This is a genomic window from Pseudonocardia wallangbongensis (assembly GCF_054486945.1).
The window spans coordinates 37591-59114 of sequence record NZ_JBRERS010000021.1 but is presented as its reverse complement, the minus strand read 5'-3'; the positions used below and the strand labels follow the sequence as shown (position 1 = coordinate 59114).

Below are 21524 nucleotides of genomic sequence, written 5' to 3'. Positions count from 1 at the left end.
GGACGGACAACGATTCAGTGATCGTGTTGTGCGGACGGACGATCCTGCGGAGGCCGCTCAGGACAGCGTGGCGAGGAGCTCGTCGAGCGCGGCGTAGCTCTCGTCGAGCCCGATCTCCATGCCGGAGCTCAGCATGCCGTCACGCTCCTCGGCGGTGTGGAAGAGCGACGTCGCGGTGACCTTCGTACGCCCGTCGCCGAGATCGGTGAACTCGGCGGTCTCGACCGCGACGTGCCCCGGCATGCCGTCCCACTCGAACGTCTGCACCACCCGCTCCATCGGGGTCACCTCGCGGTAGCGGCCCTCGAACCCGTGGCTGCCCTCCGGCCCGTGTTCGACGAACCGCCAGTGCCCGCCACGCTGGACCTCCATGCGCTCGATCTCGAGCTTGTTGCCCCGGCCCCACCACTGGGCGATCAGCTCCGGGTCGGTGTAGGCCCGCCACACCCGTGCGATCGGGGCGTCGAAGACGCGCTCGATGCGGATCTCCCGCTCGGCCGGGGTGGTGATCGTTGTTCCGGTCATGGCTCTGGCTCTCCCTCTGTGTCGAACTGCCTCCGCTGCGCTCCGGCGGCGCGCGGGCCTTCCAGGTGCCGTCCGGCTCCTCCGGTGCTCGGGCGCTCGTTCCTCGCTCCCTGCGCGCCTCCACCGCCGAACGGCACCGGCCCGCTCGCGGTGCGCTCGAGGAACGCCCCCAACCGGTCCAGCCGGGCCTCGAGCATCTCCTGGTACCGCGCGATCCACGCGGTCTCGTCCTGCAGCCGGCGCGGGCCGATCCGGCAGATCCGGACCCGGCCGACCTTCTCCGTGCTGACGAGGCCCGCCTCCTCGAGCACGCCGATGTGCTTCTTCATCCCCGTGAGCGTCATCCCGAAGTGCTCGGCGAGCTCACTGACGGACGCCTCTCGCGCGCCGAGGCGCTCGAGGATCCCGCGGCGGGTCGGGTCGGACAGCGCCCGGAAGGAGTCGTCGAGCCCGCCCGAACACTGAACCATGTAGTTCAGTGTTGCGGTGCGCGCAGGCGCTGTCAAGGCCCTCCGGGTGTGGGCGGGATCGAGCTGGTCGAGGGCCGTGCGGGACCCGGCGGCGGTGTGCGCGGCCGGGGTGCGTCGCCACCGGCAGCTGATCGCGGCGATGTGTGGCTCGTCGCCCCTGGCAGGGCGTTGTGGCGCACCTCGGATCGATCATGCGCGGTTGATCGTTGTGAGGGCCGGCTCACCGCCCTCCGGAGGGCGAGTGCGCGCACCTCGCGCCGATCGTGCCCTGGCCCGCGCAGGTGCGCCGCCGGTCGTCGGAGCGGAGTTGCGGGACGGGCCCACGTCCCGTCACTGAGCACGGTCGCGTCCAGCGGCCAGGAGCTGGAGGTGGTGCACCAGCCGGGCCCGGGGTTCGTCGAGGCGCAGGCCGGCGATCGCCGTCGCCCGCCGCACCCGGTAGCGGAGCGTGTTGGGGTGGACGGTGAGCCGCTCCGCGGCGGCCCGCACGTCGCCCATCGCGTCGAGCCATGCCACCACGGAGGCGACGAGGTCGGTGCGGTGCTCCCGGTCGTAGTCGACCAGCCGGGCCACGCCGGGGTCGCGCAGGTCCGGGTTGGCCGCCAGGAGCCCGAGGGTCTGGGTGAGCAGCACCTCGGCGCGGATCTCGCCGAACACGGCCACGTCCTGCCCCTCGGCCATCGCGTCGAGCACCCGGTCGGCCTCGCGCCGGGAGCCCGGCACCCCCGCGAGCTGCGCCGCGGGGGACCCGATCCCGGCCTGTACGCGGATGCCGCTGCGCCGCCGGGCGGCGGCCACGACCTCGGTGCACAGCGTCCGGACCGCCTCCGTGCCGTGGACCTCCGGCAGGACCGCGTACACGCGTGCCCCGACCGCCGCGCACAGCGCCGCCCGCCGGTGGGCCGCCGCGTGCACGGACACGACCTCGACGAGCTCCGAGACGACCAGCTCCTGGGAGGCGGCCTCCCCGTCGCGCACCGCGAACGCGACGACCAGCGCGCCCCCGTCCTCGTTCAGCCCGAACGTGCCGGCCACCAGGTCGGGGCTCGCCCGGCCGTCGAGCAGGCCGGCCACCAGGTCCCGCTCCCACCGCCCCCCGGGCGACTGCTGGCTGCGGCGGCGCACGAGGTGGCCTGCCGCCACGCGCGCCGCGCCGACCAGCACCTCCGCCGCGCGCTCGGCGAACGGCTCCGCACCCTCCTGCACCCAGATCGTGCCGAGCTGCCGGGGTCCGGCGTGGATGCCGATCGCGAGCCTGCGCCGGATGCCCAGCTCGGCGTGTTCGTCGACGTGGACGACGTCCTCGCCGTCCCGCAACCGGTCGAACACGCCCCAGTCGCGCAGCGTGCGCAGGTAGTCGGCGGGGCCCTGCCGGCCCAGGATCGAGAGCCTGCGCAGCTCGTCGACCTGCGCCGCGTCCGCGTCCGAGCGGGAGTAGGCGAGCACCCTGCTCGCGGTGTCCTCGATGCTGACGACGCCGCGGGTGAGCAGTGCGACGGTCTGCGCGAGCGAGTTCAGGTCGCCCGAGCCGTCGTCGCCCGCCGCCCCGCCCTCGTGGAGGACGTCACGCGCGAGCGACTCGAGGCGCTCCCACCGCACGTCCGGCCGCACCAGCAGGAGCGCCGCGCCCGCGTCCGTGGCGGCAGCGCGCAGCACGTCCGCCGGGCCGCCCGCCTTCACCGCCACCGCGGCCGCACCCCGCCGCGCCGCCGCCCGCAACGCGGCCGTCGCGGCCCGCCCCCGCACCCCGATCACCAGCACCAGCTGCCCGGGATACCGATCGGGCTCGTCGTCGGGGTCGACGATCGCGAGCCCGGTCAGCGGCACGTCCAGGCCGGACGGCGCCGCGGCCACCTCCACCAGCGGCTCGCCGATCGCGGCGAGCAGCCGGCGGAGTGTGGTGTCCATGCCGGCCTCCTCGCCGCCCTCGTCGGATCGGACGAGGGAGGTGGCCGAACCTTAGCCGGTCGGACGAGCGACAGAGCGGCATCGCCGCCGGAGGGGGTAGTGATCGATCTCAGCAGCACACCGAGGGCTCCACGACGGCGATGGTGATTGCTGTGCCGACCACGGCGATGTGCGGCTGAGAACGATCTCGCTCGCTGAGAGGTGGCGGTGCCGGCTAGCGGAGCAGGTGGTCGAACTCGCCGCGACGGGCGCCGTCGAGAAAGGCGGCCAGGAGGAACCCGATCGCTGTCGAATCGCACCAGGGCGCCGCAGAAACGTTGTTCGCTCGGACGAGCCTGTGGCGTCCCCCACGATCTAACTTCCTCCGCATGCTTCGCAGCACCCTGCTGGCGGCGGCCCGGTCGAGCGCCGTCCGTGCGGCCGTGGAGGCCGGCCCGTTCGACCCGCTGGTCGATCGTTTCGTCGCCGGCACCACGGTGGACGCGGCGATCGCCGCGGCGCGCACGATCACGTCCGACCGGCTCGTCACGATCGACCACCTCGGCGAGGACACCGCCGAGCGCGGGCAGGCCGAGGCGAACGTGGGCGCCTACCTGGCGCTGCTGCGGCGGCTCGGGAGTGAGGGGCTCGCGGGCCGGGTCGAGGTGTCGGTGAAGCTGTCGGCGCTCGGGCAGCGGCTGCCGCGGGACGGCGAGAAGATCGCGCTGGAGTCGGCGCGGCAGGTGTGCGAGGCGGCGGCCGGGGTGGGCACCACCGTCACCGTCGACATGGAGGACCACACCACCACCGACGCCACCCTCGGCACCGTCCGGGACCTTCGTGTGGACTTCCCGTGGGTGGGGGCGGTGCTGCAGTCCCAGCTGCGGCGCACCGAGGGGGACTGCCGGGACCTCGCCGGCCCCGGCTCCCGCGTGCGGCTGTGCAAGGGCGCGTACGACGAGCCGGAGGCGGTGGCCTTCCGGAGCGCCACCGAGGTCGACCTGTCCTACGTCCGATGCCTCAAGATCCTGATGGCCGGCGAGGGGCTGCCGATGGCGGCGACGCACGACCCCCGGTTGGTCGCGATCGCCCGCCACCTCGCGGAGCGGGGCGGGCGTTCCGTCGACGACTACGAGCTGCAGATGCTCTACGGCGTGCGCCCGCATGCGCAGGCCGACCTCGCCGCGCGCGGGTTGCGGGTGCGCGTCTACCTGCCCTACGGCACGGAGTGGTTCGGGTACTTCATGCGCCGCCTGGCCGAGCGACCCGCCAACCTGGCGTTCTTCGTGCGCTCACTCGTGACCCGCGGCTGAAACTCGGAACGCCACACCCCTTACGGCATCCCGGCCGGCGTGCCGAGAATGTAAACCTCGACGGGGAGGAACCACGAATGTCCGATCAGGCCTACGAGGTCACTGCGCTGGTCATCTACTTCGCGGCGATGATGGGGATCGGCTATTACGCCTACCGGCAGACGGCCGACCACGAGGGGTACATGCTCGGCGGGCGCCAGCTCCCACCGTGGACGGCCGCGCTGAGCGCGGGTGCATCGGACATGTCGGGTTGGCTGATGATGGGCCTTCCCGGAGCGATCTACGTCTCGGGACTGATCGAGGCGTGGATCGCCATCGGCCTGACCATCGGCGCCTACCTGAACTGGCTGTTCGTGGCGCCGCGGCTGCGCTCCTATACCGAGGTGGCGCAGAACTCGATCACGATCCCGAGCTTCCTCGAGAACCGGCTGCACGACACCTCGCGGGCGCTGCGGGTCGCGTCGGGCGCCATCATCCTGGTGTTCTTCACGTTCTACGTCTCATCGATGCTGGTTGCCGGTGGCCAGTTCTTCGTGATCGCCTTCGACGGCTCCTACCTGGTGGGCGTGATCCTCGTTGCGGTCGTGACCCTGGGCTACACCCTGTTCGGCGGCTTCCTCGGAGCCTCTCTCACCGACGTGGTGCAGGGGGTGATGATGATGATCGCCCTGCTGGTCGTGCCGGTCATCGCGATCTTCGCGGTCGGTGGGCTCGGAGAGACCGCGGCGGCGATCCGCGAGGTCGACCCGGCACGGCTGTCCCTGGTGGGGGGCGAGGCCTTGTCCGTGACGACGGTGATCGGCATCATCTCGGCGGCGGCGTGGGGCCTGGGCTACTTCGGCCAGCCGCACATCATCGTGCGGTTCATGGCCATGCGGGACGCCGCATCGGCGGGGCCGGCGCGGCGGATCGGGATCAGCTGGATGGTCGTGTCGCTGCTCGGGGCGGTCGCGTGCGGCCTCGTCGGTATCGCGTTCTTCCAGCGCACGCAGAACGCGCTGGACGACCCCGAGCTCGTGGTGCTGGCGATGTCGCAGATCCTGCTGCACCCACTGATCGTCGGCTTCGTGTTCGCCGCCGTGCTGGCGGCGATCATGAGCACCGTGTCGAGCCAGCTGATCGTCAGCTCCTCGGCCTTCGTCGAGGACCTGTACAAGGTCTTCGGCCGGGACACCTCGCCGCGCACCATGCTGCTGCTCGGTCGGCTGTGCGTGCTGGCGGTCGCCGTGATCGCCGGCGTGCTGGCCGTCAACCCGAGCGACACGATCCTGGACCTGGTCGCGTTCGCCTGGGCGGGCTTCGGCGCATCCTTCGGGCCGGCCATCCTGCTGTGCCTGTTCTGGCGCAGGCTCACGAACTGGGGTGCGCTGGCCGGAATGGTCGCCGGTGCCGTCATCGTCTTCGTGTGGGACGCCTACGGAGAAGCCGTCTCGGGCGTGGACCTGTACGAGATCGTGCCCGGGTTCATCGCGAATCTCGTGGTCGCCGTCATTGTCAGCCGGATGACCTACACACCGAACCCGGAGTTGGATCGCGAGTTCGACACGGCGGTCGCGGTCGCCCAACAGAAGAAGGTCGCCGCCGCGTAGCCGTTACCCGACGGCACGCAGTTCGAAGACGGCCACCCGGTCGGCGATCCCGGCGAACTCGTCGGGGTCGCCGACCTGCACGAGCCCGAGCCGCACGAAGAACGGCACGCCGTGCGGCACCTCGGTGGGGAAGGCGCGCACCACGGCGCGGCGGAGGTCCGGGTCGGTGACCTCGGTCAGCGTGACCTGCTGCCGGTTGCGTCCGCAGGCGAGCTCGCCCCGGCCCGCGGCCCGGACGTTGCGGGCCCAGTCCGACTGCGGCAGCCCGGCGATCACGTACCGGTGCCCGTCGACCGTGAGTGGTGAGACCGGGGTGGTCCGGGGTGTGCCGGAGACGCGGCCCGGCACGGTGAGCACGTGGATCGTGCCGAGCCGCAGCCCGAGCCGCTGCAACAGCCTGACCAGGCGGTTCGCGGCGGGGAGCCAGCTCGGCAGCGTGGGCGTCGCCACGGTAATCCTTTCGATCGTCGAAATGCTTCGGCCTCAGGTTAGACTCCTTCGAGTGTCGAAGCAATTGGCGGTGGAGCGGGCGGCGCGTGCGGCGTCCGAGTTCGGCGACGCCGCGGACGTGGTGGACGCGGCGGCCGCGGTCGTCTTCGGCGTCAACCGCACCGACCTGCGGATCCTCGGCACCGTCGCGGACGGCCCGCGGACGGCGGGGCAGGTCGCCACCGCCGTGCACCTGAGCCCGGCGGCCGCGACGACCGCGATCCAACGGCTCGTCGCGCGCGGCCACCTCACCCGCGAGCCGGACCCCGAGGACCGCAGGCGCGCCGTCGTCGCGCTGACCGGGTCAGCACGTGAGCTGGCCGAGCGGATCTACGGGCCGGTCGGAGCGGCCGGGATGTCATCGTTGCAACGCTGGAGCGCGGCCGAACTGTTGCTGATCGCCGACTTCCTGGAACGCGGCCGGGCCGTGCAGCTGGCGGAGGCGGAGCGGATCCGGGGAATGGCTAGGTAGCCGCTGCAGTCACGGTCAGCCGCGGCGCGTCAGGAATGGGTGCCGTACACCCGCGTGGGCTCGACGAGCACCGCGGCCCGCCGCTCCTCGCGCATGACGCGGTCGTAGGTGTCCCAGTCGTCGTGGCTGCCGCCCGCGCCGGCGAACACCGCGCGCAGGAGCAGGCGCAGGCCCTCGCCGTCGACGCCGTCGGCCGGGTCGTCCGGGCCGATCAGCTCGCTCCGGCCGTCGACGCCGATCCACTCCCAGCCGGCCCGCCACAGGATCGAGGTGGCGGGCCGTTCGCGCAGGGCGCGCAGCTTGATCGGGCCGTAGGTGACGTACCCGACGACCGGTCGCCCGGTGAGCGGGTGCTCGACCACCCCCGCGTTCACCAGCGAGGCGTGCGGCGTGCCGTCGGAGCGCACGACGTTGATGCTCGCGAGCCCGTGGTCACGGGCGACGAAACGGCGGACCGGGGTCAGATCGGGAACCGTCACGGACACAGTCTGCACCCGACCAGAGGTGATGCACGCCGCCGCTCGTGCTGAGGTACACGCCCCGCAACGCCGCACCCGTCCGGTCGCAGGCCTCCCGCAGGGCCGCCGCCCACTGCCGGTCGCCGGCGGCCGGGCCGACCAGCTGCTCGACGCGCTCGAGGACGTCGGCGTCGGTGAGCAGCAGCGGGGCGTTCGCGGGGTTCGGGATCGTCATGCGCGGAGCGTCCTGCATCGAGGGGTGATCCCGTCGCCGTTCGGTGGAAGGTGTGGATGCCCCGGCCGCGGCCGCGCCATCCTGGGAACGTCCCCGGACCGAGGAGGCACCGATGCTCAGCACGCGGTTCACCGAGCTCGTCGGCTGCGACGTCCCGCTCCAGCAGGCGCCGATGGGGCGGGTCGCCCCGCCCGGTCTCGCGCTGGCGGTGGCGCGGGCCGGTGGGCTCGGCACGGTCAGCGCCCCGCTCGGGGCGGCTCCGCAGACGTTCGCCGCCCAGCTGGACTCGTGGACGGACCCGAGCGCGGGGGCGCTCGCCGTCAACTTCGTCACCGAGCAGGTCGACCCGGCCGCCGTCGCGGTCGCGGGGGCGAGGGCCCGGGTGGTCGACTTCTTCTGGAACACCCCGCGCGCCGAGCTCGTCGACGCCGCGCACGAGGGCGGCGCGCTGGTGAACTGGCAGGTCGGGTCGTTGCCCGACGCCGTGCTCGCCGTCGAGGCGGGGGCGGACGTCGTCACCGTGCAGGGCCGGGAGGCGGGCGGGCACGTGCGCGGCGACACGGCGCTGCTGCCGCTGCTCACCGCCGTGCTGCGCGCCGTGGACGTGCCGGTGCTCGCCGCGGGCGGCATCGCCGAGCCGCGGGCGCTGGCCGCGGTGCTCGCGGCGGGCGCGGCCGGGGCCAGGGTCGGCACCCGGTTCCTCGCGACGCCGGAGTCGGGAGCGCACCCCGAGTACGTCATGGCGCTGCTCGCCGCCGGTCCGGACAGCACCGAGATCACCGACGGGTTCGCGGAGTGCCCACTGTGCGCCACGCTCCCGCGGGCGCGGGTGCTGCGCTCGGCGATCGCGGCGAGCGGCGCCGTCGACGAGGAGCGGGTCGGCACCATCGGGGACGACGAGCCGGTCCCGCCGCGCTCGGGGATTCCGCCGCACCAGGAGGTGCAGGGCATGATCCATGCCATGGCGCTCTACGCCGGCAGCGGCGTGGAACACGTCACCGCCGTCCGACCGGCTGCGGAGGTCGTCCGGGAGCTGGCCGACGGGGCCGAGTGTCTCCTGCGCGTCTGGTGAGATGGCGGGGTGACGGCAGGCAGTACTGGTTCTGAAGGGGTCGACGTGACGGCCCGGCGCCCGGCGCGCCGGCAGTCGGAGATCGCGGCGTACGTCGTCCGGCACGGCACGGCCACGGCCCACGAGCTCGTCGAGGCGTTCGGCGTCAGCCTCATGACGGTCCACCGGGACCTGGACGCCCTGGAGCGCCAGGGCGTCGTCCGCAAGTATCGGGGCGGGGTCACCGCGCAGCCCACCAGCGTGTTCGAGAGCAACGTGGCCTACCGCCTCAACACCGCGCAGGAGCAGAAGCACGCGTTGGCCCGGCGCGCCCGCGCCATGGTCGAGCCGGGGATGTCGGTGATGCTGGACGACTCCACGAGCGCGCTCGCGGTGGTCCGCCTGCTGGAGGACGTCACCCCGCTCACCGTCGCCACCAACTTCCTGCCCGCCGTCTCGCTGCTCACCGCGATGCCCGACGTCCAGCTGATCGTGCTGGGCGGCATCTACTCGCCCTCCCACGACTCGTTCGGCGGGGTGCCGTGCGCCGAGGCCGTCGAGGCGCTGCAGACGGACCTGCTGCTCTGCAGCGTCTCGGCGGTGTCATCGACGCACGCCTACCACCAGGAGCAGGAGATCGTGCTGGTCAAGCGCGCGATGCTGGGCGCGGCGCGCACGCGGGTGCTCCTGATCGACAACGCGAAGCTGCGGCGCACCGCGTTGCACCGCCTCGCCCCGCTCACCGACTTCGACATCGTCCTGGTCGACGACCAGGCCCCCGCCGAGCAGGTCGCGGCCCTTCGCGATCAGGGGGCGGCCGTGGAGGTCGTGCCCGTCTGAGCGCCCCGGCCCCCGGCCCGCCCGCGCAGCCGGACCAGCACGACGTGCGCCGCGCAGGCGACCTGGACGGCGACGTAGCCGAGGGTCACCGGGAACAGGGCGGCGCTGACCCCGTTCGGATCCGGGTCGGTCGAGGCCGGGACGACGAGCGCGACGACCAGCACGAGCAGGGTGCTGGCGATGTGGAGGCGGGCGTAGGCCATGCCGCGGCCCGCGGCGGTGCGGACGCCGAGCTCGTGCACGACGAGCAGCCGGAAGGCGAGCCCGAGCAGCAGCAGCCGGAGCATGTCGGCGGCCTCGGCGTAGCCGGGTCCGAAGATGGACAGGCCGGGACCGGCGAGGAGCGCGCCCAGGGCGAGCAGCGGCAGGAAGATCTTCAGGAGGCGGCGGCGGGACGACGTCGTGAGCTCGGCGGCGCGTTCGGGTTCGCGCGCCCAGCTCGCCGACAGCGAGTGCATGTAGTAGTTGGCCGCGGTCTCGAGGACGATCGTGGCCTGCCAGGCGATGAAGAACGCCGCCCCCGACTCGGGCCCGAAGCGCAGGATGACGACGAGGGGCACCTGGTTGAGCAGCAGCGTGTAGCCGACCTGGGCGGTGGCGGTGGGGCCGAGGAAGCCGACGACCTCGGAGCGGCTGGGCATCACACCGGAGCCGGGGTCCTGGCGTGCGAAGCGGCGCACCACGACGAGGAGCACGATGGAACCGAACGCGATCCAGACGACGATCGGACAGACCCAGGACAGGACGACGCCCTGGGCGCCGAGCGCGGTGCCGAGGACGAGCAGCAGCGTGATCCGGACCGCGGCGAACAGGCCGTTGCGCCAGACCGTCCACCAGGGCTTTCCGATGGCGACGAGGATGTAGTCGTGGACGATGAACACGCCCCACCCGGCGCTGGCGAGCGCGAACAGGCAGATGCCGAGGGGGAGGGGGCCGTCCACACCGGCGGCGGTTCGGGCCAGGTCTGGTACAAACAGGACATAGCCGACGGCGACGATCGCGGACAGCGGCATGATCAGTAGGAGGCTGCGCCAGACCAGGGGTGAGGCGTGTCGGCCCGCGACCGGGACCCAGCGGATGAGTCCGAGGCCGAGGTTGAGTTGGGTGATACCGGCGATCAGGATGAAGGCGGAGACGACAGCGGCGGCGAGTCCGACCTCGGCTTGGGGGAGCAGGCGTGCGGCGATGAGCCAGCTGACGAGGCCGGCGAGTGCGCCGAGCGCGGAGCTGATGGACAGTGCGAGGCCCTCGCCCGCCCCGGACTTCCTGTCGGTGCAGGCGGCCGGCGGCGGCACGACCATCATCGGCTGGGTCGTCACGTCGGCGAGCGCGAAGTCCCCCCAGCGCGCCCGGCGCGCGGGAAGGGCGAACGGCACGGTGGGACACGCGTCCGGCCCCCTCGCGGGGATCCCCGGGCGGCTCATCGACGCGAATCCGGTCGCGAGGGCATGATCGTGGGAGATCGGACAGAAAGGTCGGTGAGGATGAGCGGGGACACCGATGGCGCGGTCCAGGCGTTGGTCGAGCTCAGAGCGGGGTTGGAACGCACGATCGCGGCCCTCGACGAGGCCTCCGGCCGCGCGGAGGAGCTGATCGAGCACCGCCGGCACGGAGCCTCCTGGTACGAGATCGTCTCCACGGAGGAGCCGCCCCTCGTCATCGAGACGATCACGCAGGTGCTGGACGACCTCGGCGAGCTCGGCAGCAGGTTCCGCCGGGAGGAGGCGCTCGCACTGCAGCGCGAGGACGTCAGCATCACGAAGATCGGCGAGCTGTTCCGCGTGAGCCGCCAGCGGGTGTCCACGCTCCTGCAGGGCACGCGCTCGCGGGCCGAGGCGGAGGCCTGACGGGGAGTGGATCTCACTGGCGCCACCCCGCGCCGTTCGGCTCCGCGCTCGACGTGGCGGGAGCGGCACCGTCCTGCTCCCAGAGCATCCACGGGCGGTTGCCCGCCCCGTAGGCGGCTTCGAGCGCGTGCCGCTCCTTCACCGTGTCGGCCGGCTGCCAGAACCCGCGGTGCCGGTAGGCCATCAACCGGCCCTCCTCCGCCAGCGGCCGGCACGCGTCCATGATCAGGTCCCCGTTCCGGGGCAGGTGGTCGAAGACCTCCGGGCGCAGCACGAAGTAGCCGCCGTTCTCCCACAGCGGCATCTCCTGCAGCGTCGTGATGCCCGCGACCCGGTCGTCCTCGCCCACGTCCACGCAGTGGAACGCCGACTGCGGCGGCACCGCCAGCAACGCGCCCACCGCGTCCGAGTGCCGGAACCTGTCCACCATCGAGTTCAGCGGCAGGTCGGTGAGCACGTCGGCGTAGTTGGCCAGGAACATCTCCTCGCCCGCGACGTGCCGGCGCACCCGGCGCAGCCGCTCCCCGATCGGCGAGTCGAGCCCGGTGTGGACGAAGGTGATCGTCCAGTCCGAGATGTCGGACGAGAACAGCCGCACGCGACCGGACTCCAGCGTGAAGTCGTTGGAGTCGGTGTCGGAGTAGGTGAGGAAGAAGTCCTTGATGTGGTGTGCCCCGTAGCCGAGGCACAGCACGAAGTCGGTGTGGCCGAAGTGCGCGTAGTAGCGCATCACGTGCCAGATCAGCGGCCGCGGCCCGACCGGCTGCATCGGCTTCGGGAGGTCGGACGCGCCGTCGCGGATCCGCATCCCGTACCCACCGCAGAACAGCACGACCTTCACGCGGTGCATCCCCTGACGCTCATGCGCAGCCTCCGTCACACGCCGTGAGCGCAATACCTGTTGCGCCCACCCCGTCAGGATGACGCATGGCGGGGCCCGGAGGTTGCTCGGCCCCCTCGAAGTGGATCGCTCGGGCGGATCGCGGTCGGCGCTCGAGACACGATCTGTGAACTACCGTCGAACTTCACACTCCAACACTGTTCGAACCCACTAATGGGTGATAATTTCCCGACGATCGACGCCCACCACGACGAGGAGGCGGGCATGACCGCTGTCGGCGAGTCCGTCCGGGCCCTTCCGGATGCGCCCCTGCGGCCGGCTTCGGGCGCGCGTCCCCGCCCGCTCCGGGAGTACGGGTTGTTCGCGCTGATGGTGGCGCCGAACCTGATCGTGATCGCGGTCTTCGCGTACTGGCCGATCCTCTACAACGCCTACCTCAGCCTCACCGAGTGGAACATGATCGCGGTCCGGCCGACGTTCGTCGGGCCGGCCAACTACGCGCGCACGCTCACCGACCCCGCGTTCCACCAGACGCTGTGGACGACCGTGGTGTTCACGGGCCTGATCGTGGCCGGCAGCCTGGTGATCGGGCTGGCGCTCGCGGTGCTGCTGAACCTGCCGCTGGCGGGACGCGGGCTCGTGCGCACGCTCTCGTTCGCCCCGCACGTGCTCTCCGGGGCCGCGGTGGCGACGCTGTGGCTCTTCGTCTTCGACCCGGGCTACGGGCTGGTGCGGGTGCTGCTCGACCCGCTCGGGATCACCGCGCCGAACCTCGTGAACGACTCGGACGGGGCGCTCGCCGCCCTGGTGGTCGTCTACCTCTGGAAGAACGTCGGGTTCGCCGGGCTGATCTACCTGACCGGTATGCAGGGCCTACCGCGTGAGCTGGACGAGGCCGCCGTCATCGACGGAGCCGGCCCGTGGACGCGGTTCCGCCGGGTCACCCTGCCCCAGCTGCGGCCGATCACGTTCTTCCTGCTGATCACGACCGTGATCGGCACGTTCCAGGCGTTCGACGTGATCGCCGTGATGACGGGCGGCGGGCCGGGTGACGCGACCACCACGCTCAGCTGGGCCATCTACAGCGAGGGCTTCGAGGCGTTCGACGCCGGCCGTGCCGCGACGATGTCGATCATCATGTTCATCATCCTGCTGATCGTCACCGCGGTCCAGGTCCGGATCATGGAGAGGCGGGTGCACGTCGGATGACGGCCACGCTGGAGAGGACGGTGCCGGCCCGCCCGCAGCGGACGCCCCGGCCCGTGCGCGCGGTGCAGTACGTGCTGCTGGTGGCAGTGGCCGCGGTGTTCCTCGGGCCCCTGTACTGGCTCGTCACCACGTCGGTGAAGGCGCCGGACGAGATCTACCAGGCTCCGCCCGGGTGGTGGCCCAGCGCCCTGACCTGGGAGAACTTCAGGCTGGCCTGGGACGCCGCGCCGTTCGACCGGTTCTTCCTCAACTCGACGGTCGCCACCGTGGCCGGCACCGCGCTCAAGGCCACGAACGCCGTGCTCACCGCGTACGCGTTCGTGCACCTGCGGTTCCCGTTCAAGAACGTGCTGTTCCTGGGCGTCCTCGGCGCGATGATGGTGCCGGGCCACGTCACGCTGCTGCCCAACTACCTCACGGTGGCGAGCCTCGGCTGGATCAACACCTACGCCGGGCTGATCATCCCGGGCATCGGCTCCGCGTTCGCCACGTTCCTGATGCGCCAGCACTTCCGCACGCTGCCCCGCGAGGTCACGGACGCGGCTGCCGTGGACGGCGCGGGGCACCTGCGCACCCTCTGGCAGGTGGTGCTGCCGATGTCGCGGCCGATGCTGATCACGGTCCTGGTGATCACCGCCGTCGAGGAGTGGAACCAGTTCGTCTGGCCATTGATCGTCACCAACACCGTGGAGATGCGGACGCTGCCGGTCGGGCTGCTGCTCCTCAAGGACCAGGAGGGACCGACGAACTGGGGCACGACCATGGCCGGCACGGCGCTCGTGCTCGCCCCGATGCTGGTGATCTTCTTCGTGGCGCAGCGCTGGATCGTCGGCGGCATCACGGCCGGGGCGGTGAAGGGATGAGAACGCGCCGATCCTTCCTCGGGCTGCTCGGTGCCGCAGGCGCCGCCGGCCTCGCCGGCTGCGGCTTCCGCTCCCCGGACGCCGAGTACGCCCAGCCCCCGGGCGCGATCCCCGCGCAGTACGCCGGGCGCGTGCGCGTGGTGTTCTGGCACTCCTACAGCGGACGCAACGGCAAGGCGATCGGCGAGCTCGCCACGCTGTTCAACGACTCGCAGGGCGACGTCTACGTCGAGACCCAGTACCAGGGCACCTACGACGACACGGCGCAGAAGGTGGCCGCCTCGCTGATCGCCGGGCAGGTGCCGGACATCGCGATCTTCTCCGACGTCACCTGGGAGCGGTTCTACCTCAACGACGCGCTGGAACCGTTCGACGCGTACTTCCGGCCCGGCTTCGACGCGGGCGGGTACGAGCCGAAGCTGTTCGACGAGGGGGTGCTGCAGGGCCACAGCTGGTGGATCCCGTTCGCCCGCAGCACGCCGTTGCTCTACTTCAACCGCGACGCGTTCGCGCAGGCCGGGCTGCCGGACCGGGCGCCGGAGACGTGGAGCGAGCTGCGGGAGTGGGCTCCGGCGCTGGCCCGCGTGCAGTCCGCCGGGCGGCCGCTGCGCAGCCTCGCGTTCGTCAAGGTGGACGGCGACTGGCAGTTCCAGGGCAACGTCTGGCAGTTCGGTGGCGCCTACTCCGACGGGCTCGACGTGACGATCGACGAGGACGGCGCGGTCGCGGCGGGCGAGTGGCAGCGGCGGCTCGTCCAGGACGGCTACGGCTACATGGCCACCAGCGCCACCACCGACTTCGCCAACGGCCTCGTGGCCATGGCGCAGGACAGCACGGGCGCCCTCCGCACCGTCACGGAGAAGTCGTCGTTCGAGGTGGGAGCCGGGTTCGTGCCGGCCGAGGTCGCATCCGGCGTGGCCACCGGCGGCGGCGGGATCGGCATGATGCGCAATGCCACCGCCGAGCGCAAGCAGGCCGCCGCGGAGTTCCTCGCCTTCCTCGCGCGGCCGGAGATGTCGGCCCGCTGGACCACCGAGACCGGCTACCTCCCGGTGGTGCAGGCGGCACGCCGGGAGCAGGTCCTCGTCGACCTCATCGCGCAGCAGCCGAACTACGGGGTGGCGATCGAGCAGCTGACGCAGGCCCGGCAGCAGGACGCGATCCGCCTCTACGGGCGCAACGCCAACGTCGCGATCTACACCGGTCTGCAGCAGATCTACGCCGACAACGCCGACCCCCGCGACGTGTTCGGGTCGGTGGCGCGGCGGCTCGAGTCGATCGCCGACGAGGTGCGGCGCCAGTACGAGGAGAAGGTGCGAGCGTGATCGTCACCGGCCACCGCGGAGCGATGGGCAGCGAGCCCGAGAACACCCTGCGCTCCTTCCGCAGGGCGCAGCGGGAGGGTTGCGACGAGATCGAGCTCGACCTGCGCGTCACCGCCGACGGCCACCTGGTCGTGCTGCACGACGCCACGGTCGACCGCACCACCGACGGCTCCGGCGCGGTGGCGGAGCTGACCTTCGACGAGATCCGGGCGCTCGACGCCGGCCTGGGCGAGCGGGTGCCGACCTGGGCCGAGGCCGTGGCCGCGGTCGACGTCCGATTCCAGGCCGAGGTGAAGGCCGAGGCGGCGGTGCCGCTGCTGGCCGAGTCGATGCGCGCGGACCCGAACCTGGCCCGGCGCACGCTCGTCACGTCGTCCCACGCGGAGATCCTGCTCGCCGTCCGCCAGGAGCTGCCCGAGATCGAGACCGGCCTCATCCTCGGCCGCACGCCGGCGTCCGCCGAGATCGTGGCCCGGACCACGTCCGCTGCCGCCGGCACCGCGCTGTGCGGGATCGCCGGGCTCACCGCCGAAAGCGTCGCCGACCTGCACGAGCGCGGCTTCGAGGTCACGGCCTGGCCGGTGCCCGACGAGCGGACCTTCGCGACGGCGTCGGAACTGGAGGTGGACGGAGTGACGACGGACCACCCCGAGCGCATCTGCGGCGTGGTTCGCGCAATCTGACCAGGGACGTGACCCGCGGCAGAACCCGCTCACACACCAACTTCCGCGCTCGCACACCAACTGCAGTTGGTGTGCCGGCGCACGAGTTGGTGTGCGACAGCCATCCCGGCGCCGCCGCATGCGGCCGGGTCCGCGAGGCGGCTCAGCCGCCGAGGTGGGGGAGTGCCTCCTCCAGGTCCACCACGTCCGCGTACTTCGCGTCCAGGTCCGTGAGGTTGTTGTCGTGCAGTTCCGGGGTGCGGTCGGCGCAGGCCTGGCGCACGACCTGCGGGTGGAAGCCGTGGTTCAGCGCGTCCGTGGCCGTGGCCCGTACGCAACCCGACGTCGAGACGCCCGTGACGACCACCGTGTCGACGCCGGCCGCGTGCAGCGTGGCCGCCAGCGACGTGCCGAAGAACGCCGACGCGTACTGCTTGACCACCACCGGCTCGCCCGGGCCCGGCTTCAGCACCAGCTCGCCCCAGCCGCCGTCGGCGTCCTCGGTGAACGCGGCCAGCGCGGGCACCTTCCGTGCGAACAGGCCGCCGTCGGCGAGGCCTGCGGTGTAGCGCACGACCGTCCAGACGACCGGGTGGCCGCCCGCCCGCGCCGCGTCCACCAGCCGCGCCGTTGCGGCGACCGCGGGCCCCGGCTCGGGCAGTGCGAACGGCCCGTCCGCCTCCGTGTAGGCGCGCACGAGGTCGACCACCACGACGGCGGGCCGCTCGCCCCACCCGACGCGGCCCGAGAACGCGCTCCCGTGCGGCCCGGTCACGCGTCCGTCCAGACCGGGCGCTTCGGGGCGGGCAGGCCCGTCTCCTCCTCGCACCGCGCCAGTAGCTCGTCGATCGGCGGGCCCATGTCGAACACGGGCAGCTCCGCCGGCCGGGCCGAGCGCATCTCGACCCGCAGCGCCTCGGTCGCCGCGGGGTCACCGGCGACCACGCCGTAGCGCCGCGCGCCCTCGGCCGTGACGAGACCGCGCCGCACCTCCAGCTCCACCAACGCCGGGTCGCGCTCGAGCGGGTCGCCCCACCCGCCGCCGCCCCAGGTGACGAAGTGCAGCACGTCGCCGGGGGCGACCGGGACGTCGTGGCACTTGCTCGGCAGCACCTCGCGGTCGCCGCCCGCCCGCTCGATCCACTTGGTGCCGCGCGCGCCCGGGTGGCCGCCGTTCACGCCCCATGGGTAGGTGAGCCAGCGGTCGTCGTGGATCGCGATCGTGCCCGGCTCCTCGAAGACGTACGCGACGTCGACGCCGTTGCCGCCGCGGTGCAGCCCGGGGCCGCCGGTGTCGGCGACGGTCTCCCACTTCTCGATCCGCAGCGGGTAGTACGACTCCAGGTACTCGCACGGGATGTTGACGAAGCTCGGCCACAGCGAGTGGCCGTCCGGGCCGTCACCGAGCGGGCGGCCGGGGATGCCGCCGAAGCCGATCGAGTACAGCTGGAACCACTCGCCCTTGCGCTCGCCCGCCGAGTAGTGCCCGGAGTACATGAAGTGCGGCGACGAGGAGAAGCCGGCCGCGTTGAGCAACGCCGGGTTGGTCTGGCCGAGCAGGCCGCCGAACAGGTCGAACACCCGCCCGACGCCGTGGTTGCGGCCGTTGAGCGACGCGGGCCGCTTCGGCCTCCAGTACGAGCCCTCGGGGATCGTGACGTCGACGAGGGGGTAGAAGCCGTCGTTCCACAGGATCTGCGGGTCGGCGACCGTGATCATGTAGATCCCGAAGAACATCCGGGTGAGGTTCTCGTTGATGTAGTAGTTGATCGGCCCGGCGGCCTGCGGGCTGGACCCGGTGAAGTCGATGTGCACCTTGTCGCCGGTGCGGGTGAGCGACATCTTCAGCTCGTATGGCCCGTTGCCGACGCCGTCGTCGCAGATGTAGTCGGTGAAGCTGAGCGTGCGGCCCTCCTCGAAGACCGTGTGCAGCAGCACCTTCATCGCGTCGTGGTTGCGCTGCAGGAGCGCGTCGAGCGCCGAGAGGTACGTGGCGGTGCCGAACCGCTCGCACATCTCCACCACGCGCCGGCCCGCCGTGCGGCAGGCCGCGACGAGGCCGTTGAGGTCGGCCCGGTTCCAGTCGGGCATCCGGACCTGGTTGAGGATGATCTTGAGCGCGTCCTCGTTCAGCGCGCCCTTCGCGTACAGCTTGAAGGGCGGGATCACCACGCCCTCCTCGTAGATCGTGCGCGCGTCGGTGGGCATCGAACACGGCGTCTTGCCGCCGACGTCGGACATGTGCCCGAACATCGACGCCCAGCCGACCACCCGGCCCTCGTGGAAGATCGGCATGACGAGCAGCCAGTCGTTGGCGTGGCTGATGGCGGCGCCGCACGCGTACGGGTCCGACGTCAGCAGGACGTCGCCCTCCTCGATCGAGCCCTCGAAGCCGTCGAGGAAGTCCGGGACGGAGAGGCCGAACTGGCCGACGACCATCTTCCCGCTCGGGTCTGCGATCAGCGGGAACTCGTCGTGCTGCTCGCGGATGCCCGGGGACAGCGCGGTGCGGAACAGCACCTCGTCCATCTCGTACCGGGCGTTGCGCAGGCCGTTCTCGATGAGGTCGAGCGTGACCGGGTCGACCTCCGCCTTCTCGACCGCGCTGGTCGCGGTCTCGATGATGCGGGCCATCAGCGGGCCTCCTCCGGACGGATCAGCAGGCTGCCGGACGGGTGCACGGTGGCCGTGTGGCCGGGCAGCACGAGGGTGGTCGAGTCCATCTCGATGGCGATCGCCGGACCGGCGACGACGTCGCCGGCCCGCAGCTTCGTGCGGTCGTACACGCGGGCGTCGACCCATTCACCCGACACGTGGACCGGGTGGGTGTCGACGAGCGCGGCGGCCGGGTCGCCGTCGCCCTCCTGCAGGTGCGTGGCGGCCACCTGCGGGCGCGGGCCGGTCACCGTGGCGCGGGCGTTGACCAGCTCGTGGTCGGTGGTCAGCAGGAACGAGAACAGCCGCTCGTGCTCGGCGTCGAACGCGGCGGCGAGCGTGCCGAGCGCGCCCTCGCCGAGGTCGGTGACGTCGACCGGGATCTCGAAGCCCTGGCCGTGGTAACGCACGTCGACGCGGAAGGCGGTGTCCTGCTCGGCCTCGGGGACGCCCTGCTCGGCCAGCCGGGCCCCGGCCTCGGCAGCCAGCTCGTGCAGGATCGTCGCGAGGTCGTCGGAGGACAGGTCGGCGAACCTGCGCAGGACCGTGCGGGCCGACTCGCTGCGTGCCGAAGTGGTGGCGTCGCCCAGCGCGCACAGCACGCCAGGGGACGGTGGGACGATCACCGGCCAGGCCCCGGTCAGCTTCCCGAGCGCGTTGGCGTGCAGCGGCCCGGCCCCGCCGAACGCGACGAGCGCGAAGTCACGCGGGTCGAAACCCTGCTGCACCGACACCAGCCGCAGGCCGCCGAGCATGTTCTCGTTGACGATGTCGACGATCCCGGCCGCGGCGGCCTCCGGGCTCGGGAGCCCCATCGCCTCGGCGACCTTGCCGACCGCGGTGCGGGAGGCCTCGACGTCGAGGGCGATCTCGCCCCCGGCGAGCGTCGGGGGCAGGTAGCCGAGCACGACGTTCGCGTCCGTGACGGTCGGCTCGGTACCGCCCTTGCCGTACGCGGCCGGGCCCGGGTCGGCGCCCGCGGACTGCGGGCCCACCCGCAGCGCCTTCGTGAGCTCGGGGACATGGGCGATGGAACCCCCGCCCGCACCGACCGTGCGCACGTCGACGCTGGAGGCGCGGACCGTCAGGTCGCCGATCTTCGTCTCGCGACCGATCCGCGGGGTGAGGCCCTGCACGAGGGCGACGTCGGTGGAGGTGCCGCCCATGTCGAACGTGATGAGGTCGGTGACGCCGCACTGCTCGGCCGTCCACACCGCGCCGGTGACGCCGCCGGCCGGGCCGGAGAGCAGCATCGTGACGGGCGCGCCGATCGCCGCGGCGGCCGAGGACAGCCCGCCGTCGCTGCGCAGGATCGCCAGCTCACCGGCCACGCCGCCGTCGGCGAGCTTCCCGGCGAGCGTCTCGGCGTAGTGCTTCACCTGCGGCTGGACGTAGCCGTTGGCCACGGTGGTGACCGTGCGCTCGTACTCCCGCAGCTCGGGCAGCACGTCGGAGGACAGCGACACCGGCACGCCGGGCAGCACCTCCGCCGCGATCTCGGCGATCCGCCGCTCGTGCGCCGGGTCGGCGAAGGAGTTGATCAGCGAGACGGCGAGCGCGTCGATCCCGGTGAGCCGGCCGAGCTGCTCGCGGACGTCGACGTCGGAGAGCTTCCGCACGACGCCGCCGTCGGAGGCGATGCGCTCGTCGACCTCGACGGTGTTCTCCAGCGCCGCGAGCGGCTCCGGCTTCGGCCAGATGATCCAGCCGGCGAGGCCGCCGGGCACGAACGAGCGGGCGATCTGCAGGACCTGCCGGAAACCCTTCGTGGTGACCAGCCCGACGGTGGCGCCCTTGCCCTCGAGGATCGCGTTGGTGGCGACGGTGGTGCCGTGCAGCACCTGGGCGACGTCGGACAGCGCGATGCCGGCCTCGGCGCACACCTTCCCGATGCCGGTGAGCACGCCGAGGGACTGGTCGGCGGGGGTGGAGGAGGTCTTCGCCCGCCACGTCGCGCCGGTCGCCTCCTCGACGAGGAGGACGTCGGTGAACGTGCCTCCGACGTCGACACCGAGCCGGTAACTCATGCGTCCTCCTCCTGCTCGCGCGCGGCCCGCAGCATCACCGCGCGGGCGTTGTGGATGTGTGCGGTCATGACGGCCTGCGCCCACGTCGGGTCGCCCGCCCGGATCGCGGCGACGATCTCGACGTGGTGGGCGAGGCTGCGGCGCAGCGACGCCTCGTCGTAGGCGTGGAAGTTGCGCAGCTGGATCGGGGCGTGGATGGCGCCGGCGAGCGCCGCGGCGAGCGCGGGCTGGTCGGCGATCACGACCAACCGGCCGTGGAAGCGGCGGTTGAGCGGGACGAGGGCGTCGAGGTCCTGCGCCGGGCCGGGGAGGCCGACCGCGAGCATCTCGGCGGCGAGCTCGTCCAGCGCGCCGACGTCGGCCCATTGCGCCCGGGGGACGGCGTGCCCGGTGATCCGCGGTTCCAGGGCCGAGCGCAGGTCGAACACGCCCTCCAGCTCGGCGACGCTCCAGCTGGCGACGCGCGCCCCGCGGTTGGGCACGACCTCGACGAGCCCCTCGGCGGCGAGCCGGGTGAGGGCCTCGCGGACCGGCGTGCGGCTCACCCCGAGCCGTTCGGCGAGCTCGACCTCGCCCAGCCGCGCGCCCGCCGCGAACTGCCCGTGCAGGATCAGCTCGCGCAGCGCACCCAGCGCGCGCTCGGTGGAGGTCACCGTACGTGTCACGCGTCACCCCGTCCCGCAGATTGTGTGCAATCTAGGACTGGAGGTTCCACAGGGCAACGGTTCAGGCGTAACTTCGCGACGAATGCATGCAAAGGGGGATC

The 21524-nt window shown here is 72.4% G+C and carries 22 protein-coding genes; 10 read left to right on the top strand and 12 right to left on the bottom strand.

The window, feature by feature from the left end; translation table 11 throughout:
• Window positions 1-57: 57 nt before the first annotated feature.
• The 3 genes from ACU436_RS40350 to ACU436_RS40340 all read right to left on the bottom strand — a co-directional run bounded on the left by ACU436_RS40350 (window position 58) and on the right by ACU436_RS40340 (window position 2903).
• Window positions 58-525 carry an SRPBCC family protein gene (locus ACU436_RS40350; protein WP_459032432.1) on the bottom strand — a complete coding sequence of 156 codons (468 nt, stop codon included), beginning with the start codon at window positions 523-525 and terminating at the stop codon, window positions 58-60.
• On the bottom strand, window positions 522-995 hold the full coding sequence (locus tag ACU436_RS40345) for an ArsR/SmtB family transcription factor (RefSeq protein WP_459032431.1): 474 nt from the start codon (window positions 993-995) through the stop codon (window positions 522-524). Before ACU436_RS40345 ends, ACU436_RS40350 begins: the two co-directional genes overlap by 4 nt.
• Before the next feature lie 330 nt (window positions 996-1325).
• A complete protein-coding gene (locus tag ACU436_RS40340; protein WP_459032430.1) occupies window positions 1326-2903 on the bottom strand; it encodes a PucR family transcriptional regulator in 1578 nt (525 codons plus the stop codon).
• Window positions 2904-3271: 368 nt separating this feature from the next.
• On the opposite strand from ACU436_RS40340, the gene ACU436_RS40335 reads away from it, so the two are divergent.
• Window positions 3272-4195: a proline dehydrogenase family protein gene (locus ACU436_RS40335; protein ID WP_459032429.1), complete on the top strand. Its 924-nt coding sequence runs from the start codon at window positions 3272-3274 to the stop codon at window positions 4193-4195.
• Window positions 4111-5784 (top strand): sodium/proline symporter PutP, encoded by a 1674-nt coding sequence (gene putP / locus ACU436_RS40330; RefSeq protein WP_459032428.1) that lies wholly within the window; start codon window positions 4111-4113, stop codon window positions 5782-5784. Before ACU436_RS40335 ends, putP begins: the two co-directional genes overlap by 85 nt.
• Window positions 5785-5787: 3 nt before the next feature.
• Here the strand turns inward: putP and ACU436_RS40325 are convergent, their stop codons facing one another.
• On the bottom strand, window positions 5788-6234 hold the full coding sequence (locus tag ACU436_RS40325) for a nitroreductase/quinone reductase family protein (RefSeq protein WP_459032427.1): 447 nt from the start codon (window positions 6232-6234) through the stop codon (window positions 5788-5790).
• Window positions 6235-6286: 52 nt separating this feature from the next.
• On the opposite strand from ACU436_RS40325, the gene ACU436_RS40320 reads away from it, so the two are divergent.
• Window positions 6287-6745: a MarR family transcriptional regulator gene (locus ACU436_RS40320; RefSeq protein WP_459032426.1), complete on the top strand. Its 459-nt coding sequence runs from the start codon at window positions 6287-6289 to the stop codon at window positions 6743-6745.
• Window positions 6746-6774: 29 nt separating this feature from the next.
• Here the strand turns inward: ACU436_RS40320 and ACU436_RS40315 are convergent, their stop codons facing one another.
• Window positions 6775-7224 carry a pyridoxamine 5'-phosphate oxidase family protein gene (locus tag ACU436_RS40315; RefSeq protein ID WP_459032425.1) on the bottom strand — a complete coding sequence of 150 codons (450 nt, stop codon included), beginning with the start codon at window positions 7222-7224 and terminating at the stop codon, window positions 6775-6777.
• Window positions 7178-7438, bottom strand: coding sequence for a hypothetical protein (locus tag ACU436_RS40310; protein ID WP_459032424.1), 261 nt, complete (start codon window positions 7436-7438; stop codon window positions 7178-7180). Before ACU436_RS40310 ends, ACU436_RS40315 begins: the two co-directional genes overlap by 47 nt.
• 112 nt (window positions 7439-7550) lie before the next feature.
• Between ACU436_RS40310 and ACU436_RS40305 the strand changes: the two genes are divergently transcribed.
• A complete protein-coding gene (locus tag ACU436_RS40305) occupies window positions 7551-8510 on the top strand; it encodes an NAD(P)H-dependent flavin oxidoreductase (protein ID WP_459032423.1) in 960 nt (319 codons plus the stop codon).
• 45 nt (window positions 8511-8555) lie between these two features.
• The gene (locus ACU436_RS40300) at window positions 8556-9329 is read left to right on the top strand and encodes a DeoR/GlpR family DNA-binding transcription regulator (RefSeq protein ID WP_459032422.1); all 774 of its coding nucleotides are present in this window, start codon (window positions 8556-8558) and stop codon (window positions 9327-9329) included.
• Here the strand turns inward: ACU436_RS40300 and ACU436_RS40295 are convergent.
• Entirely contained in the window at window positions 9296-10753 is a 1458-nt protein-coding gene (locus ACU436_RS40295) for a lipopolysaccharide biosynthesis protein (protein ID WP_459032421.1), read from the bottom strand. The two genes, ACU436_RS40300 and ACU436_RS40295, sit on opposite strands and share 34 nt — an antisense overlap.
• A gap of 60 nt (window positions 10754-10813) precedes the next feature.
• On the opposite strand from ACU436_RS40295, the gene ACU436_RS40290 reads away from it, so the two are divergent.
• Window positions 10814-11176, top strand: a complete 363-nt coding sequence (locus tag ACU436_RS40290; RefSeq protein WP_459032420.1) for a hypothetical protein — start codon at window positions 10814-10816, stop codon at window positions 11174-11176.
• A gap of 13 nt (window positions 11177-11189) precedes the next feature.
• Here ACU436_RS40290 and ACU436_RS40285 read toward each other — a convergent pair whose 3' ends face one another.
• Complete coding sequence (locus tag ACU436_RS40285) at window positions 11190-12017, bottom strand: sugar phosphate nucleotidyltransferase (protein WP_459032457.1); 828 nt, start codon at window positions 12015-12017, stop codon at window positions 11190-11192.
• 264 nt (window positions 12018-12281) lie between these two features.
• Between ACU436_RS40285 and ACU436_RS40280 the strand changes: the two genes are divergently transcribed.
• Genes ACU436_RS40280 through ACU436_RS40265 form a run of 4 tightly spaced genes read left to right on the top strand, consistent with a single transcriptional unit; the run spans window position 12282 to window position 16097 of the window.
• Entirely contained in the window at window positions 12282-13226 is a 945-nt protein-coding gene (locus ACU436_RS40280) for a carbohydrate ABC transporter permease (protein WP_459032419.1), read from the top strand.
• Entirely contained in the window at window positions 13223-14089 is an 867-nt protein-coding gene (locus tag ACU436_RS40275) for a carbohydrate ABC transporter permease (RefSeq protein ID WP_459032418.1), read from the top strand. Before ACU436_RS40280 ends, ACU436_RS40275 begins: the two co-directional genes overlap by 4 nt.
• A complete protein-coding gene (locus ACU436_RS40270; protein ID WP_459032417.1) occupies window positions 14086-15414 on the top strand; it encodes an ABC transporter substrate-binding protein in 1329 nt (442 codons plus the stop codon). Before ACU436_RS40275 ends, ACU436_RS40270 begins: the two co-directional genes overlap by 4 nt.
• On the top strand, window positions 15411-16097 hold the full coding sequence (locus tag ACU436_RS40265) for a glycerophosphodiester phosphodiesterase (RefSeq protein WP_459032416.1): 687 nt from the start codon (window positions 15411-15413) through the stop codon (window positions 16095-16097). The genes ACU436_RS40270 and ACU436_RS40265 overlap by 4 nt, the downstream gene beginning before the upstream one ends.
• A gap of 142 nt (window positions 16098-16239) precedes the next feature.
• Here the strand turns inward: ACU436_RS40265 and ACU436_RS40260 are convergent, their stop codons facing one another.
• From ACU436_RS40260 to ACU436_RS40245, 4 genes are read right to left on the bottom strand one after another with little or no spacing between them, the layout of a single operon-like run.
• A complete protein-coding gene (locus ACU436_RS40260; RefSeq protein ID WP_459032415.1) occupies window positions 16240-16851 on the bottom strand; it encodes an isochorismatase family protein in 612 nt (203 codons plus the stop codon).
• A complete protein-coding gene (locus ACU436_RS40255) occupies window positions 16848-18710 on the bottom strand; it encodes a hydantoinase B/oxoprolinase family protein (protein ID WP_459032414.1) in 1863 nt (620 codons plus the stop codon). Before ACU436_RS40255 ends, ACU436_RS40260 begins: the two co-directional genes overlap by 4 nt.
• Window positions 18710-20758 (bottom strand): hydantoinase/oxoprolinase family protein, encoded by a 2049-nt coding sequence (locus ACU436_RS40250; protein WP_459032413.1) that lies wholly within the window; start codon window positions 20756-20758, stop codon window positions 18710-18712. The genes ACU436_RS40255 and ACU436_RS40250 overlap by 1 nt, the downstream gene beginning before the upstream one ends.
• Window positions 20755-21423, bottom strand: a complete 669-nt coding sequence (locus ACU436_RS40245) for a GntR family transcriptional regulator (RefSeq protein WP_459032412.1) — start codon at window positions 21421-21423, stop codon at window positions 20755-20757. The genes ACU436_RS40250 and ACU436_RS40245 overlap by 4 nt, the downstream gene beginning before the upstream one ends.
• Window positions 21424-21524: the final 101 nt, after the last annotated feature.

Coding starts and splice junctions, on each gene's coding strand:
- ACU436_RS40310 (WP_459032424.1), bottom strand. CDS start 7,438: ATGACGATCCCGAACCCCGCGAACGCCCCGCTGCTGCTCACCGACGCC.
- ACU436_RS40275 (WP_459032418.1), top strand. CDS start 13,223: ATGACGGCCACGCTGGAGAGGACGGTGCCGGCCCGCCCGCAGCGGACG.
- ACU436_RS40335 (WP_459032429.1), top strand. CDS start 3,272: ATGCTTCGCAGCACCCTGCTGGCGGCGGCCCGGTCGAGCGCCGTCCGT.
- ACU436_RS40290 (WP_459032420.1), top strand. CDS start 10,814: ATGAGCGGGGACACCGATGGCGCGGTCCAGGCGTTGGTCGAGCTCAGA.
- ACU436_RS40350 (WP_459032432.1), bottom strand. CDS start 525: ATGACCGGAACAACGATCACCACCCCGGCCGAGCGGGAGATCCGCATC.
- ACU436_RS40340 (WP_459032430.1), bottom strand. CDS start 2,903: ATGGACACCACACTCCGCCGGCTGCTCGCCGCGATCGGCGAGCCGCTG.
- ACU436_RS40270 (WP_459032417.1), top strand. CDS start 14,086: ATGAGAACGCGCCGATCCTTCCTCGGGCTGCTCGGTGCCGCAGGCGCC.
- ACU436_RS40305 (WP_459032423.1), top strand. CDS start 7,551: ATGCTCAGCACGCGGTTCACCGAGCTCGTCGGCTGCGACGTCCCGCTC.
- ACU436_RS40345 (WP_459032431.1), bottom strand. CDS start 995: ATGGTTCAGTGTTCGGGCGGGCTCGACGACTCCTTCCGGGCGCTGTCC.
- ACU436_RS40295 (WP_459032421.1), bottom strand. CDS start 10,753: ATGAGCCGCCCGGGGATCCCCGCGAGGGGGCCGGACGCGTGTCCCACC.
- ACU436_RS40280 (WP_459032419.1), top strand. CDS start 12,282: ATGACCGCTGTCGGCGAGTCCGTCCGGGCCCTTCCGGATGCGCCCCTG.
- ACU436_RS40250 (WP_459032413.1), bottom strand. CDS start 20,758: ATGAGTTACCGGCTCGGTGTCGACGTCGGAGGCACGTTCACCGACGTC.
- ACU436_RS40255 (WP_459032414.1), bottom strand. CDS start 18,710: ATGGCCCGCATCATCGAGACCGCGACCAGCGCGGTCGAGAAGGCGGAG.